Source organism: Psychrobacter sp. 1Y1, from assembly GCF_051847395.2.
Classification (GTDB): domain Bacteria; phylum Pseudomonadota; class Gammaproteobacteria; order Pseudomonadales; family Moraxellaceae; genus Psychrobacter.
Genome location: NZ_JBPYDF020000001.1, coordinates 2,055,345 through 2,067,934, shown reverse-complemented (window position 1 = coordinate 2,067,934; position 12,590 = coordinate 2,055,345). Strand labels below are relative to the sequence as shown.

Below are 12,590 nucleotides of genomic sequence, written 5' to 3'. Positions count from 1 at the left end.
GCTAAAATCATAGCGTAGACCTTTTTTGATGACTAATAGATAGTATTAGCTTTGCAGATCGTAGACGAGCGTTTGCACGTCTTGAGCTGCTTTCTGTAGGCATGGTACATGAGTTAGTAGATCATCTAATGAGACGCGTATGGTTGGTGCGTGTAAGTAGAGTGAGGCCAGATAGCGTTGCTTTTTATCCAAGATAGGTACAGCGACTGCCACCATCTCAGATATAAATTCTTCATTATCGATACCGACGCCAGTGGCAGCGATATGATCCAGCTCGATATTCAATGCATCGATATCAGTGATGGTGTTTTTGGTGAACTTATCTAATGGCAAACCCTGCAGTATTTTCATGCGGCTGCTCTTAGACAATTGGCTTAAATAAAGCTTGCCTGTCGCGGTACACCACATCGGAGATTTTGCACCTACAGGAAGATATATTTGTAGCGGTAACGTCGTCTGTGCTCGGTTGGTGTAGATCATATTCATATGATAAGGAATACCGATGCCACAAGTTTCTTTGAGCTCATCAACGAGTTTTTGCAAAATCATCTGTCGCTCATTAAAAAACAGACGCTGTTGCCATAGCTCAACGCTCAAATTGCGTACGCGCTTACCAGGGATAACACCGCCACCAATATCAACAGTCAAAAAACCATCATCAACCAAGTTTTGAATCAATCTATGAATGGTCGGTTTAGGGATATCTAGCTCTTGTGAGAGCTCTAGTGGAGAAAGCGGTTTTGAAGCATAGGACACTGCTTCGATGATTTCTAGGACACGGGTAATCGACGATACTTTAGGCATATATATGACTCAGTAGGAGTAAAGAAATAGAGCAGGTAGTATCACAAGACTTTCATAAATAAGACAAATGGTGACAATACTGACGTTCTATAACAAATCTATTATAACAACTAATTTAGCATAATATCCGCTTGAGGCAAGCGTTAGTCGCGTTATATGAGATCATTTATATCGTTTTATTTGTTGGTGTAGATTTTCTTATATAAGTAACAATAGATACGTCAACTAACAAGGCACACTATTCTGTAAGGTTAAGCCATATAACTGTCATTGATTCAAAGTACGTTCTAGATAATTATGCGGACATGTTTTGCAATACCCTTACATAAACATTAAGCAAGCGAAGTCTCATGTTTACGCTGTTTGGTTACTTTAAGGACGTTATGTAACATAAAAGCGAATTTTTACAGATTGGTGTAGCAATTATTACAGTACCTATGCAATCTTTACATAATGGCAAATAAAAACAGCATCAGTAGGGGTGACTTTTCAAGTCAGAATTGTTTTAATCACCTCAACAAAATGATGGTTTAAAAAAAGCACAATCATCGTTTTTTATGGGCGGGTTTATTTCACACTTTAGGAGAATAATTATGAAATTGATTAAATTGACGGCAATCTCTGCTGCTGTTCTAGCATCAACTGCTGCACTAGCTGCTGATCCAGTTATTGTTGTTGATAACAACGCTGCAGTTGCATATGAAGCTGAGCCAGTTGCTGTAGCTTATCAAGCAGAACCTGCTGCTTATGCATACAATGCTGACGCTGGTGTAGTACGCAACACTACTGGTGCGGTACTTGGTAGCACTAAAACTTTGTTCCAAACAGCTATCAACCCAGCATCAGTTAGCGCTGAAGTTGGTACTCTAGGTTATGGTGCGAACATCGGTTGGTCACTTAACGAAAAAACTGAATTGCAAGCTGGTTGGGCAGGTGGCGATGTAGCTGACCTTTTCGGCGGTGATTTTGACGCAAATGACATCAATTATGATGTTGATAGTGATTTTAGCAATCCTTACTTAGGTGTGCAATTGCGTCCTACTGGTAACTGGTTTACGATGGGTGCTGGTATCATCGTTCCTGACAATGATATTGATGTGCGTGCAAATGCTGAAGGTGAAGGCTACTATAGTATTGATGGCCAAAAATATTATGCTGGCACAGCAGAAGTTGAACAAGCAAATGCTGATGATTTTGGTGGCCAAAATGTTGGCAATTTAGAAGGTTCTCTAGAACATCGTAATAAACTTGCTCCTTATCTAACGGTAGGTTTCCGTCCTAACATTACCAATAACTTTGGTGTATTTGGTGAAGTTGGTGCAGCTTATTTGGGTAAAGTAGATGCAACAGTACGTTACACTGGTGAGGAAGGTAACACTGTCGCGGCACAGGACGCAGCTCGTAAGGCAGAAGCAGACTTAGAAGATAAAGATTGGTTAGAGTGGTTCCCAATTGTTAAACTTGGTGCAACTTACCGTTTCTAATCTAATCACAGTTTAAAGACTGTCGTTAGTAGAAAGTAAAAAAACGATCCTTTTTAGGGTCGTTTTTTTTATGCTTAAAATAAAGTATTAAAAGATATGCTAAAAATCAGGTTTGAACTTTACTCAAAAGACCTTGCTCAAAAAACGATGACAGTTTGCTGAGATTGTAACGCGGCAATGCGGTAAACAGATTGGCAGTTAGCATCCTCACTATCATTGGGTACAGAGGTAGAGTTAATCTCTTTATCATTCTCGATTAAGCTAGGAATAAGGTGAGAGTAATCCATACCCAGACCTTGAGCTAATGTATATTGGTTGACTTTGATAAAGCTTTCTTTTATTTGCCATAACAGTTTGGCAGTGCGTTCTCGCTGATCTGTAGATAGCTCCTGTAAAATGGCTAGCTCGCTTTCTGAATAGAAACGCTTGACTACATGCCACGCAATATTATTGGTCTCTATATCGATACCGGCAGGACGCTGACGACTAATAACAACCGCTATTTTACTGTGTAAACGCGTAAAATTTGTCTGATTCGATTCTGTGGTTTGCTTTGAACTACTAGCGTCTGTATGGCTGAAGCATACATAATGCTGACTATTAACGAGCCGATAGGGAAAGCTTGACTCATCCAAGGTGTCATCTATTTCTAATTTTTTGAGCAGCTCTTGTAATAGTTGCCTGACGCCTTGCCGCTGCTGCTGACGCTGTTTACGTGCTAGAGCAGGTACTGAGTGTCTAGGTGCTGCTGTCGCCACCTGATATTGCCAGTTTAAGCTACTGAACTTGATTATGTTTTTATATGACGTATTGCATGATGACAACCATAATGACTTATTCCACAACCTTCCAGTGACTAAATGACTGATTGACTCGCTCACTTGAGCCGTCACACACCATGTCGTAGTGTCGAGTTGAGTGTACTGTATCTGGGTAAGGTTGGAAGTCAGCATATATTAATAGTCATCAAAAAAGATTATTTTGGAGTTGAGTATATAAAATTGTATAAGTCTAAACGCTATGTATTATCTAAATAATCTATATTTAATTATCTGGTCAAAAATATCAAAAGCCCAGCAATATACTATTGCTGGGCTTTTATTTAATCATCGAACGCTATAAATAACGCTAAGTCACAATTTAGTAAGACAGCTCAGCACGACGGTTTTGTGCATACGCGTCTTCAGTGTTACCAGCTGCTGCAGGGCGCTCTTCACCATAGCTAATGACACGGATGTTGTTTGCAGTGACACCTTGAGCAGCTAGGTAGTTACGGGCAGCTTGTGCGCGTCGCTCACCTAGTGCCATGTTGTATTCACGGCTACCGCGCTCATCAGTGTGACCTGCGATAACGACAGTCGCTGCTGGGTTTGAATTTAACAGGCTTACGTGTTGGTTAAGGACGCTCGCTGATTGAGCAGTAATTTCGCTGCTATCAAAGGCAAAGTAGACCACTGCTTGAATATTCTCAGCGCCCGTGATGACAGCGTTTGAGTTATCAACGATAACCGCACCATTGTAGCCAACTTGTCCACCTGGAATACCTAGCGGGGCAACGACAACTTCTGAAGTAGTGCGCTTGGTAGCACAACCAGTGGTTAGTGCAACGGCGCTTGATAATACAGCAAGAACAGCGATCTTAGAAAAACTGATTGACATGACGAGCTCCTAAAATTTTAATTAAATTTGTTTTTTTAAACTGCTTCCGATAAAACTTAGGCAATCTCTATCTATAATATACTAAATGTTAATTTATGTAAGTATTTTTACTGTAAATTACGATAGATAAAATCGAGCGTATTACCAGCGGTGCTTGCCCCAGTTTTCAGGGTTGGCCCAGTAATCAGCATTGAGCCAATTTGGTAGTTGTTTGTAGTCATATAGATTAAATTGCCAAAGCGTCGCAGTAACGGCTGATGAGGTAATAGATTGAATATCATCAATATTTAGAGACGGCTCATTCAATATATCAAATGGTGTAAAGCCATAAGGTTTTAAGTCTACAGAGCTGTCCAATGCAATAAGCAAGTGCGCGGCATACAGGTCACGGTAGCGCATGAGTAGCGGTACATAGTGCTGAGTTAGCTCTTCTGACAAGGTGGGTAGCCAAAAGCAAGCAAGCTCATAACGATCAGGTACATGCTGTTTAGCAAGATCTGATAACGTTGATAAGTGTCGTGCGTTCAGCTTCGCTTCAGTGTTCTCATTAATAGATGTAGTATCGTCAAGTTGTGCTTGTAGTGCTAATAAATCCGCATGGTTATGTGTTACCCATAATGCTTCACTATTATCTTTGTTATGCTCAGGTGACTGTTCTGTCTGAGCCGTCAATGAGGGTAGTAGCGCGTCAACATACTCTATAAGCAAAGGTAGGGTAATGTCTGCGCGTTTCACCGTATTTTTTGTCATATAATAAGCCGTTAGTTAAATGATTGGTCATCAGTATGACTATTAAATCATTTTCAACGACATTATCCAATTGATAACGTATGTTTCATATTCAAATCATCTTGAACTGACGATATCTTACTTTACATACTTGAAATTTGGCGATTTAGGTCAATCTAGCTATAAGCTTAACGAGAAAGTCAAATTAGTAATAAAAATTAGCTTAATCATTGCAAAGCTTTGTCTATGTGCTTAGTTTACTAAGTGCTTAGCTGATTAGTTAGCCTAAAGACTAAGTCTTTATTTGCACTAGAGTCACCTGCAAATAGCGAAATGATATTACTCATTATTATATTGCTCATTACTATATTACTTATCCCCAGTAAAAATAACTTATAACCAAACCATCGATAATAATAGGACACCATATGTCTACTGCTGAAACTGATGCACAAATCATCAATCCTGAAATGCCAGATGTGCCGCCCCATGCGCCAAGCAAGATTAACTTAAAAGACTATACCAAACCAAGTTTTGATGTCGATACGGTACATTTAGATATCAAACTGTTTGAAGACTACGCGCAGGTAGACAGTACGCTTGAGATGGTACGTCAGACAGCAGGGGATATCGTCTTATTTGGTGAGGCATTAGAGCTGCTAACGATTACGATGAATGGTAAGACGCTGAGCACTGATGATTATCAGCAGGAAGTGGGTAAGCTGACGATTTATAATGCCCCTGAGCGAGCTACTTTAGATATTCAAGTACGTATCTGCCCACAGACCAACACCGCGCTTGAAGGCTTATACATGGCGGGCAGTGGCGACGACACGATGTTTGTGACGCAGTGCGAGCCAGAGGGTTTCCGTAAGATTACTTTTTATCCGGATCGCCCTGATGTGTTGGCGATATTTACCACGCGACTCGAAGCGGATAAGCGCTATCCGACGTTGTTGGCCAATGGTAACTTAGTCGAAGCAGGTGAAGTAGCCGATGCGCCCGACCGTCATTATGCCATCTGGCACGATCCAACCAATAAGCCAAGCTATCTATTTGCCTGTGTGGTTGCCGATTTAGATGTATTGACAGATTCTTATACGACCAGCGAAGGTCGAGAAGTATTGCTTGAGTTGTACGCCAAGTCTGCTGATATCGATAAATGCGATGTCGGTATGCAAGCTTTGAAAGATGCGATGAAATGGGATGAGGTCAATTACGGGCGAGCCTACGATCTAGATCGCTATATGATTGTGGCGGTCAGCCAGTTTAATATGGGTGCAATGGAAAATAAAGGTCTCAATATTTTCAACACCGCCTGTGTGTTATCTAGCCCTGAGACGACCACCGATGCGCGCAGCTTTAGCGTAAAAGCCATTATTGCTCATGAGTACTTTCATAACTGGACAGGCAATCGCATCACCTGCCGTGATTGGTTTCAGCTTTGTTTGAAAGAAGGCTTTACCGTTTACCGTGATCAGTCATTTTCAGCAGATCAACAGTCAAGTGCGGTACAGCGCATTGATGACGTAGCCACCCTACGTGCCCATCAATTCAGCGAAGATGCAGGTCCATTAGCGCATCCAGTACGTCCAGAGAGCTTCGTTGAGATTAATAATTTTTATACAACGACTGTCTATGAGAAAGGCGCTGAAATTGTACGTATGATTGCCAATACGTTAGGGCCGGATGACTTCCGTAAAGGGACAGATGAGTATTTCCGTCGTTATGATGGACAAGCAGTAACGGTTGAGGACTTTTTATCAGCACTCAGTATCACTGATGATAAAATCGAGAATTTTATTGATTGGTATCGTCAACCTGGTACGCCAGTGGTATCAGGTTCTCAAACCTATGATAGCGCAGCACAGACGCTGACCATTACCTTGAATCAGCAGACACGCCATGTCAAAGGCTTTGATGCACCAAAACCATTGCCGATACCTGTAGCAACCGCCTTATTTGACAAAGACTCAGGCGCTATCGTCGCTGAACGTATGTTATTGCTTGACGAGGCGTCGCAAACGTTTGTGTTTGAGAATGTCGCGAGTGAGCCTGTTGTGTCATTACTACGTGACTTTAGTGCGCCAGTACAGCTCAACTATGACTATCAGGATGCAGATTTAGCGTTTTTGCTTAAGCATGAAACCAATGGATTTAACCGCTGGCAAGTAACTCAAATGCTGGTAAATCGTATTTTGCTGCAAGGCCAAGGTACGAAGAGCAGCCCTGATGTATATTTGGAAGCATTGGCGCAGACGTTGCCTGTCTTAGCGGCTGACGATGCGATGCTAGCGGCACGATTGCTTGATATTCCATCAGCGCAAGAGCTGGCTTCTGCTATTTCTAAAGACTACGATCCAGTGTTGGTTAAAGAGCAGCGCGATGGGCTATACAAGCAAGTGGCTGATAAGTTAAAAGGCCAATGGGCTGAGCTGTACAACAACCTGCCAATGCAGTCTTATGAGGATAGCGCTGAAGCTCGAGGTATTCGTGCGCTGCGTAATGTCGTGCTCGATATGGCGTTGACTGCCAATGTAGATGCTGCAGCAGACTGGGCACAACAGCAGTATGATAATGCCAGCTGTATGACTGAGCGCTTTGGTGCACTGAAGGCCATGGTCAATCACCAATTGGCAGGTGCAGATAAGTATTTAGCGGACTTCTATGAGCGTTTCCAAGCAAACGATCTGGTTATCGATCTGTGGTTTAGTGTCCAAGCTGCGGCTGACGACGTAACGCCTGATATGGTCAAGTCGCTGCTGACGCACACAGACTTTGATTGGAATACGCCTAATCGTGTCCGTTCGGTTATCAGCGCTTTTAGCTCGCAACCGACGGTACTCTGGACGGCAGAAGGTCTAGAGATGTATACAGGCGTGATTCAGAAATTAGATGATGCCAATCCTGTATTAGCCTCACGCTTACTGCAAGTACTAGCCCGCTGGAATACGTTGGCTGAGCAGCGTCGTCAAATGGCGCATGAGCAGCTGATAGATTTACAAAAGAATGTCTCATCTAAGCATGTGCTCGAAAGCTTAGAGAGCGTGCTAGGTGCTGCAAATAGCTGATTTCTATTCAGTCAGGTCATGTTTTTTTGAAGATTATAAAAGGCTAATTCAGTTAACTGGATTAGTCTTTAGATTATTCAATAAAAACGTTAGTCAATATATATAGCTTTACGCGAGACTTAGAAATGGAACCGATTAGCCAAGTAGCATATAGTGTATTGAAGTCAACCCCAAAAGTTTTTGAAACTTTTATAAAAGCTCGTGAGCAAATTCAAATAAGAAGATTTTCAGAGTTTTTAAGTCATGTTGATACTAATTATGAGACCATGAGCGTCGAAGATAACGAGGAGCTGAATAACTTTATAAATAGCAAAGAAGGGGAGAGGTTCTTAGTAAATTATGCAGATGCTATTCTTCAAACTACAAGCAATAGGGTTATGATGGCACTAGCATTACTATATTGCAATAAAGATGATTTTAACGAGTTAAATAAAGTAAACTTTATCCGAGCTACAAAAAATTTAGATGATGATCTAGTAGATTTTTATCTAACAACGCATAACAATAATATTTCAGATATTACAGACATACCTTACAGACGATTAGAAGCTACAAGTGAAAGTTATAAGGACACTAGTTGGAATGAGGAAGATATAGCTACATACATTAATGAGCTTATACGTTTAAGGTTGTTATTACCTGATCCAGTTACAGTTCCAGTGTTTTCAGATATTGACGATCTATGGACTATATTTTATGGGATTGGAAAAAACACACAAAAATATGTGAATCTTTTAAATAAAGCAAGTAATATGCTAGCAACAGGGAATTTAGTAAAATAAAAAGCCCCTTTCGCATCAGTGCGAAAGGGGCTTTTTATGGTTTGCTCGACGATAAATTATCGCGGATAGCTATTAGCGATTTGGTAGCACATCTTTTACCATATCACGTAAGTCACGTAATGCTGTGACGGTGCTATCCCAATCTAGGCAACCATCGGTGATCGATTTGCCGTACTCAAGCTGGCTTAAATCAGCAGTCAATTTTTGATTGCCGCCTTTTAAGTGACTCTCAATCATCATACCGATAATTGATTTATTGCCATTTTGAATTTGTTCAGCAACGTTTTTGATAACCATCGGTTGTAGGTAAGGGTCTTTACCTGAGTTGGCATGACTAGAATCAATCATAATCTTGCTATTGGTTTTGCCTTTTGCTAGCTCATTTTCAACTTGAGCTACTGCAGTTTCATCATAGTTAGGTTTACCGTTACCACCGCGAAGTACCACGTGCGCGTAAGGGTTACCTTTAGATTTGATGATAGAGACTTTACCATCTGATGATAGACCTAAGAAGCTATGACCTTCTTTAACCGCTTGCATGGCATTTACAGCAACCGTCATACCACCATCAGTACCGTTCTTAAAGCCAACTGGGCATGATAAACCAGAGCTCATTTCGCGATGCGTTTGGCTCTCAGTGGTACGTGCACCAATGGCTGACCAACTGATTAGATCCTGGATGTACTGCGGCGTATTTGGATCAAGTGCTTCAGTTGCACAAGGTAGACCCTTTTCATTCAAGTCAAGTAGCAATTTACGAGCCGTGCGCAAGCCTTTTTCTATATCAAAGCTGTCATTCATGTCAGGATCGTTGATCATGCCTTTCCAGCCAACCGTTGTACGAGGTTTTTCAAAATAAACACGCATGACCACAAATACACTGTCTTCGATTTCTTTTGCCAATACGGCTAAACGATCGGCATATTCGTGAGCGGCTTTGATATCGTGAATAGAGCAAGGGCCAATGACCACAAACAAACGCTTGTCTTTACCATCCAAGATATCTTGAATAGTATTACGACCTTTTAGTACAGTGTTATACGCGTCGTCTGACAGAGGCAGCTCGGCTTTTAGCTCGGCGGGGGTAATCAAAGGAATAAATTTTTCAATATTCACGTCGTCAATATCTGCATTATGGGTAACTGATGTTGTCATGGTTATATATCGTCTAGCTGATTTATAGGAACATTCATTATGCGGACAAAAGTGTTGGTTGACAAGGGTAGTCGAGCAGTTAATTGACTGATAACTGGAATGAGAAAACTAAAACTTAGTTATACTTATAGAGACTTAGCGTGATATTTGACGTTCTAAATGCACGTTTAGCATTTGGTTTTTCTATCTATTAATAAGAGTTGGTTGAGTTTTTGGTGCATAACGCTCAGATTTTATGTGTGAATTTCGCTATTTGTATCATCGTCAAGTATGATAGCAACATTAGCGATGGGTAGCCTAAACTGTGTCATTAAAACAGTACGGATGAGTGCGCATATTATTCATGAGGTCGTATCGCTGATTTATTGCGTTATATTTTATAATAACGGTTTATTTTATTTTGTGTATTTCTAATATCGAGAGCTTGTCATGACAGATTCTGCTACGTCTCATCACCATACTGACCTCATTCATCAAGCCGAGAAGGATTCTCAAGTAGCAAATATAAATGCTACGCCGCTAGTGATAGGCATCGTCGCAGGTGAGGTATCTGGTGACAGCTTAGGCGCAGATTTTATGCGGCAAATGAATAATCTACGTGATGATATTGTCTGGGTAGGCGTGGGCGGTACAAAGATGCAAGCACAAGGGCTACAGAGTATTTTTCCGTTAGAGCGCTTGGCAGTGATGGGTCTGGTTGAGGTCATGTCGCAGCTACCGGATTTGCTCAAAGCACGTCGCGAGCTATTGAGCGCATTTAAGGCTGCTAATATTGATTGGTTCGTCGGTATTGATGCACCTGATTTCAATTTACGCGTGTCCAAAAAACTAAAGCCCCAAGGCGTGTTTTGTGTGCAGTACGTCAGCCCTTCTATTTGGGCGTGGCGCGAGTCACGTATCCATAATATTAAAGCGGCGACCAATTTGGTGCTATGTCTATTCCCGTTTGAGTTGCCAGTTTATGAGCGACATAACCATCCAGCGATCTGTGTGGGTCATCCCTTACTACGAACCATTGATCAGACCCTTATCGATACACCAATCAATCAACGTCGCAGTGAGCTCGTTTGGGACAATGATGGGTTGCAGCAGTTCTTCATCGAACGATTTGATGATGTGAGTCAGCTTATTTGTGTGATGCCAGGCTCTAGGCGCGGTGAAATTACAGCTATTCTGCCATTGATGCTTGATGGTATCCAAAAGTTAATCCTATTAGATCCTAAGCTGTGCTTTATTATTCCAACGGTTGATCAAAACCATCAATATATCGTGCAAGAAGTGATCGACCAACGCTCAGAGCAGCTGCGTGCAGCAATTGTGGTGGTCTACGATGATACCCAGCCAGAATTTAGCCAACATGCCATGGCGGCATCAGATATCGTGATGCTGGCATCTGGGACAGCAACGCTGGAGGCAATGCTGCTTGAACGGCCGATGGTAGTGGTCTATCAATTAAATCAGTTGACTTACCAAATAGCCAAGCGTCTGGTAAAAGTGCCATATGTGGCATTGCCTAATATATTGGCTAATGCACCGATTGTGCCTGAGCTGATTCAAGAGCAGGCGAGCGGTGACAATATCTGCCGTACCGTGATGCGATTGCTGCAACCACGCGCTTATGCCGAGCAATTACACGACTTACTAGTGACAAAGCAGTCGCTACAACAGCAAAGCAACCATGAGCCTGCAAACAGCGTGATTGAACAGTGGTTTATCCAAAATACCGATACTATTAATCCCAATTAAATGAGAAAGACCTCCTAATATTATGCATATCAACCAACATACAGAAAGCTCAGTTCAAATAATTGACATCAATATTGAGCACATTGATGTCAAAGGACAATATATTCAGTTAGCAGCGCCCATACGTTTATATGGGCAAATGAATACCGCTGAGCTGCTTACTCAATATCTGACTAATGATAACCAAGAGACGGAGCAGTCAATACTACAAATCGGCGTTGATGAAGCAGGGCGCGGCCCATTACTAGGTAGTGTCAATGTGGCGGCGGCAATATTACCTGCGACTTGGTCAGGTTTGATTGAGGAACAACCGCTTAAAGACACGCCGTTGTCGATACTGACAGACTCCAAACAACTGAGTGAAAAAAAGCGCGATATCCTTTATCCATTGGTTCAGCAGCATGCTATCGGTTATATCATCGCTGATATACCAGCAGCAGTGATCGACCAAGTAAACATCTTGCAAGCAACAATGCTTGGTATGCGCTTATGTACTGAATCATTGCTAGAAGTGATTTTTAAAAGCTTTTCGACTACTGGAAATGTTAACAGCACGTCGCTCGATCAATTTAAAGTCGAAGTACTGTTTGATGGAAATCGTTGCCCTGACTTGAACTATGATAGTTTTAAAAATTTAGAGGTAGCGCCATTTGCAGTTGATTGTCAAGCATGGGTAAAAGGCGATGCGCGTCATACTAGTATTGCAGCGGCCAGTATATTAGCAAAAGTAAGTCGTGATGAGACGATGTATGCACTGGATACTCAGTATCCGGAATATGGTATTGCCAAACACAAAGGCTATCCAACGCGTGCGCACATGGAGGCGATTGAAAAATATGGCGTCTTGCCAACGCATAGACGTAGTTTTGCACCAGTAAGAAAAGCGCTAGAAATACAGTAGCTATAAAAGAAGTAGATAGAAAGCTGATTTCTAACATGCATTATCTCGTTTTAAAGATATGATGGGGTCAGCTTTGATATTTTGGTTGACGATAAAACATTAGAGCAGCAGTCATTTACGTTTACTACTGGTAAGGTAAATTACTAATAAGTATCTAATACTCTCTAAATATTTATCGTAAAAAAGAATGTCTGAACCAGTGATATGATTCAGACCTTCTTTTTATACTATAATTTTTGTGTAATAACTTTGATTATCT

At 41.5% G+C, this 12,590-nt stretch carries 10 protein-coding genes; 5 read left to right on the top strand and 5 right to left on the bottom strand.

Annotated features, from left to right (window positions below; all coding sequences use genetic code 11):
• Positions 1-45: 45 nt before the first annotated feature.
• Positions 46-804 (bottom strand): IclR family transcriptional regulator, encoded by a 759-nt coding sequence (locus ACS8FA_RS22485; RefSeq protein WP_439267027.1) that lies wholly within the window; start codon positions 802-804, stop codon positions 46-48.
• A gap of 593 nt (positions 805-1,397) precedes the next feature.
• On the opposite strand from ACS8FA_RS22485, the gene ACS8FA_RS22480 reads away from it, so the two are divergent.
• Entirely contained in the window at positions 1,398-2,288 is an 891-nt protein-coding gene (locus ACS8FA_RS22480; RefSeq protein WP_439267025.1) for a hypothetical protein, read from the top strand.
• Between the two features lie 137 nt (positions 2,289-2,425).
• Here ACS8FA_RS22480 and ACS8FA_RS22475 read toward each other — a convergent pair whose 3' ends face one another.
• From ACS8FA_RS22475 to ACS8FA_RS22465, 3 genes are all read right to left on the bottom strand, one after another.
• Positions 2,426-3,241: a 4'-phosphopantetheinyl transferase family protein gene (locus tag ACS8FA_RS22475; protein ID WP_439267023.1), complete on the bottom strand. Its 816-nt coding sequence runs from the start codon at positions 3,239-3,241 to the stop codon at positions 2,426-2,428.
• Between the two features lie 187 nt (positions 3,242-3,428).
• Positions 3,429-3,947 carry a peptidoglycan-associated lipoprotein Pal gene (gene pal / locus ACS8FA_RS22470; protein ID WP_261870698.1) on the bottom strand — a complete coding sequence of 173 codons (519 nt, stop codon included), beginning with the start codon at positions 3,945-3,947 and terminating at the stop codon, positions 3,429-3,431.
• Positions 3,948-4,088: 141 nt separating this feature from the next.
• The gene (locus tag ACS8FA_RS22465) at positions 4,089-4,697 is read right to left on the bottom strand and encodes a DUF6231 family protein (RefSeq protein WP_439267020.1); all 609 of its coding nucleotides are present in this window, start codon (positions 4,695-4,697) and stop codon (positions 4,089-4,091) included.
• A 449-nt stretch (positions 4,698-5,146) separates the two neighbouring features.
• Here ACS8FA_RS22465 and pepN point away from each other — a divergent pair, with 449 nt between their 5' ends.
• Together pepN and ACS8FA_RS22455 are read left to right on the top strand one after the other, a co-directional pair.
• Complete coding sequence (gene pepN, locus ACS8FA_RS22460; protein WP_439267053.1) at positions 5,147-7,747, top strand: aminopeptidase N; 2,601 nt, start codon at positions 5,147-5,149, stop codon at positions 7,745-7,747.
• 125 nt (positions 7,748-7,872) lie between these two features.
• Entirely contained in the window at positions 7,873-8,529 is a 657-nt protein-coding gene (locus tag ACS8FA_RS22455; protein ID WP_160022652.1) for a hypothetical protein, read from the top strand.
• A 72-nt stretch (positions 8,530-8,601) separates the two neighbouring features.
• Here the strand turns inward: ACS8FA_RS22455 and ACS8FA_RS22450 are convergent, their stop codons facing one another.
• Positions 8,602-9,684: a 3-deoxy-7-phosphoheptulonate synthase gene (locus tag ACS8FA_RS22450; protein WP_102078467.1), complete on the bottom strand. Its 1,083-nt coding sequence runs from the start codon at positions 9,682-9,684 to the stop codon at positions 8,602-8,604.
• A 429-nt stretch (positions 9,685-10,113) separates the two neighbouring features.
• Here ACS8FA_RS22450 and lpxB point away from each other — a divergent pair, with 429 nt between their 5' ends.
• Positions 10,114-11,430, top strand: a complete 1,317-nt coding sequence (gene lpxB / locus ACS8FA_RS22445; protein ID WP_439267018.1) for a lipid-A-disaccharide synthase — start codon at positions 10,114-10,116, stop codon at positions 11,428-11,430.
• A gap of 22 nt (positions 11,431-11,452) precedes the next feature.
• Positions 11,453-12,331: a ribonuclease HII gene (rnhB, locus tag ACS8FA_RS22440; protein ID WP_439267016.1), complete on the top strand. Its 879-nt coding sequence runs from the start codon at positions 11,453-11,455 to the stop codon at positions 12,329-12,331.
• The last annotated feature ends 259 nt before the right edge of the window (positions 12,332-12,590 follow it).

Excerpts from the sequence above, each read along its gene's own strand:
- ACS8FA_RS22485 (WP_439267027.1), bottom strand. The coding sequence starts at position 804 with ATGCCTAAAGTATCGTCGATTACCCGTGTCCTAGAAATCATCGAAGCA.
- rnhB (WP_439267016.1), top strand. The coding sequence starts at position 11,453 with ATGCATATCAACCAACATACAGAAAGCTCAGTTCAAATAATTGACATC.
- pepN (WP_439267053.1), top strand. The coding sequence starts at position 5,147 with ATGCCAGATGTGCCGCCCCATGCGCCAAGCAAGATTAACTTAAAAGAC.
- ACS8FA_RS22455 (WP_160022652.1), top strand. The coding sequence starts at position 7,873 with ATGGAACCGATTAGCCAAGTAGCATATAGTGTATTGAAGTCAACCCCA.
- ACS8FA_RS22480 (WP_439267025.1), top strand. The coding sequence starts at position 1,398 with ATGAAATTGATTAAATTGACGGCAATCTCTGCTGCTGTTCTAGCATCA.
- ACS8FA_RS22450 (WP_102078467.1), bottom strand. The coding sequence starts at position 9,684 with ATGACAACATCAGTTACCCATAATGCAGATATTGACGACGTGAATATT.
- lpxB (WP_439267018.1), top strand. The coding sequence starts at position 10,114 with ATGACAGATTCTGCTACGTCTCATCACCATACTGACCTCATTCATCAA.
- pal (WP_261870698.1), bottom strand. The coding sequence starts at position 3,947 with ATGTCAATCAGTTTTTCTAAGATCGCTGTTCTTGCTGTATTATCAAGC.
- ACS8FA_RS22465 (WP_439267020.1), bottom strand. The coding sequence starts at position 4,697 with ATGACAAAAAATACGGTGAAACGCGCAGACATTACCCTACCTTTGCTT.
- ACS8FA_RS22475 (WP_439267023.1), bottom strand. The coding sequence starts at position 3,241 with ATGCTGACTTCCAACCTTACCCAGATACAGTACACTCAACTCGACACT.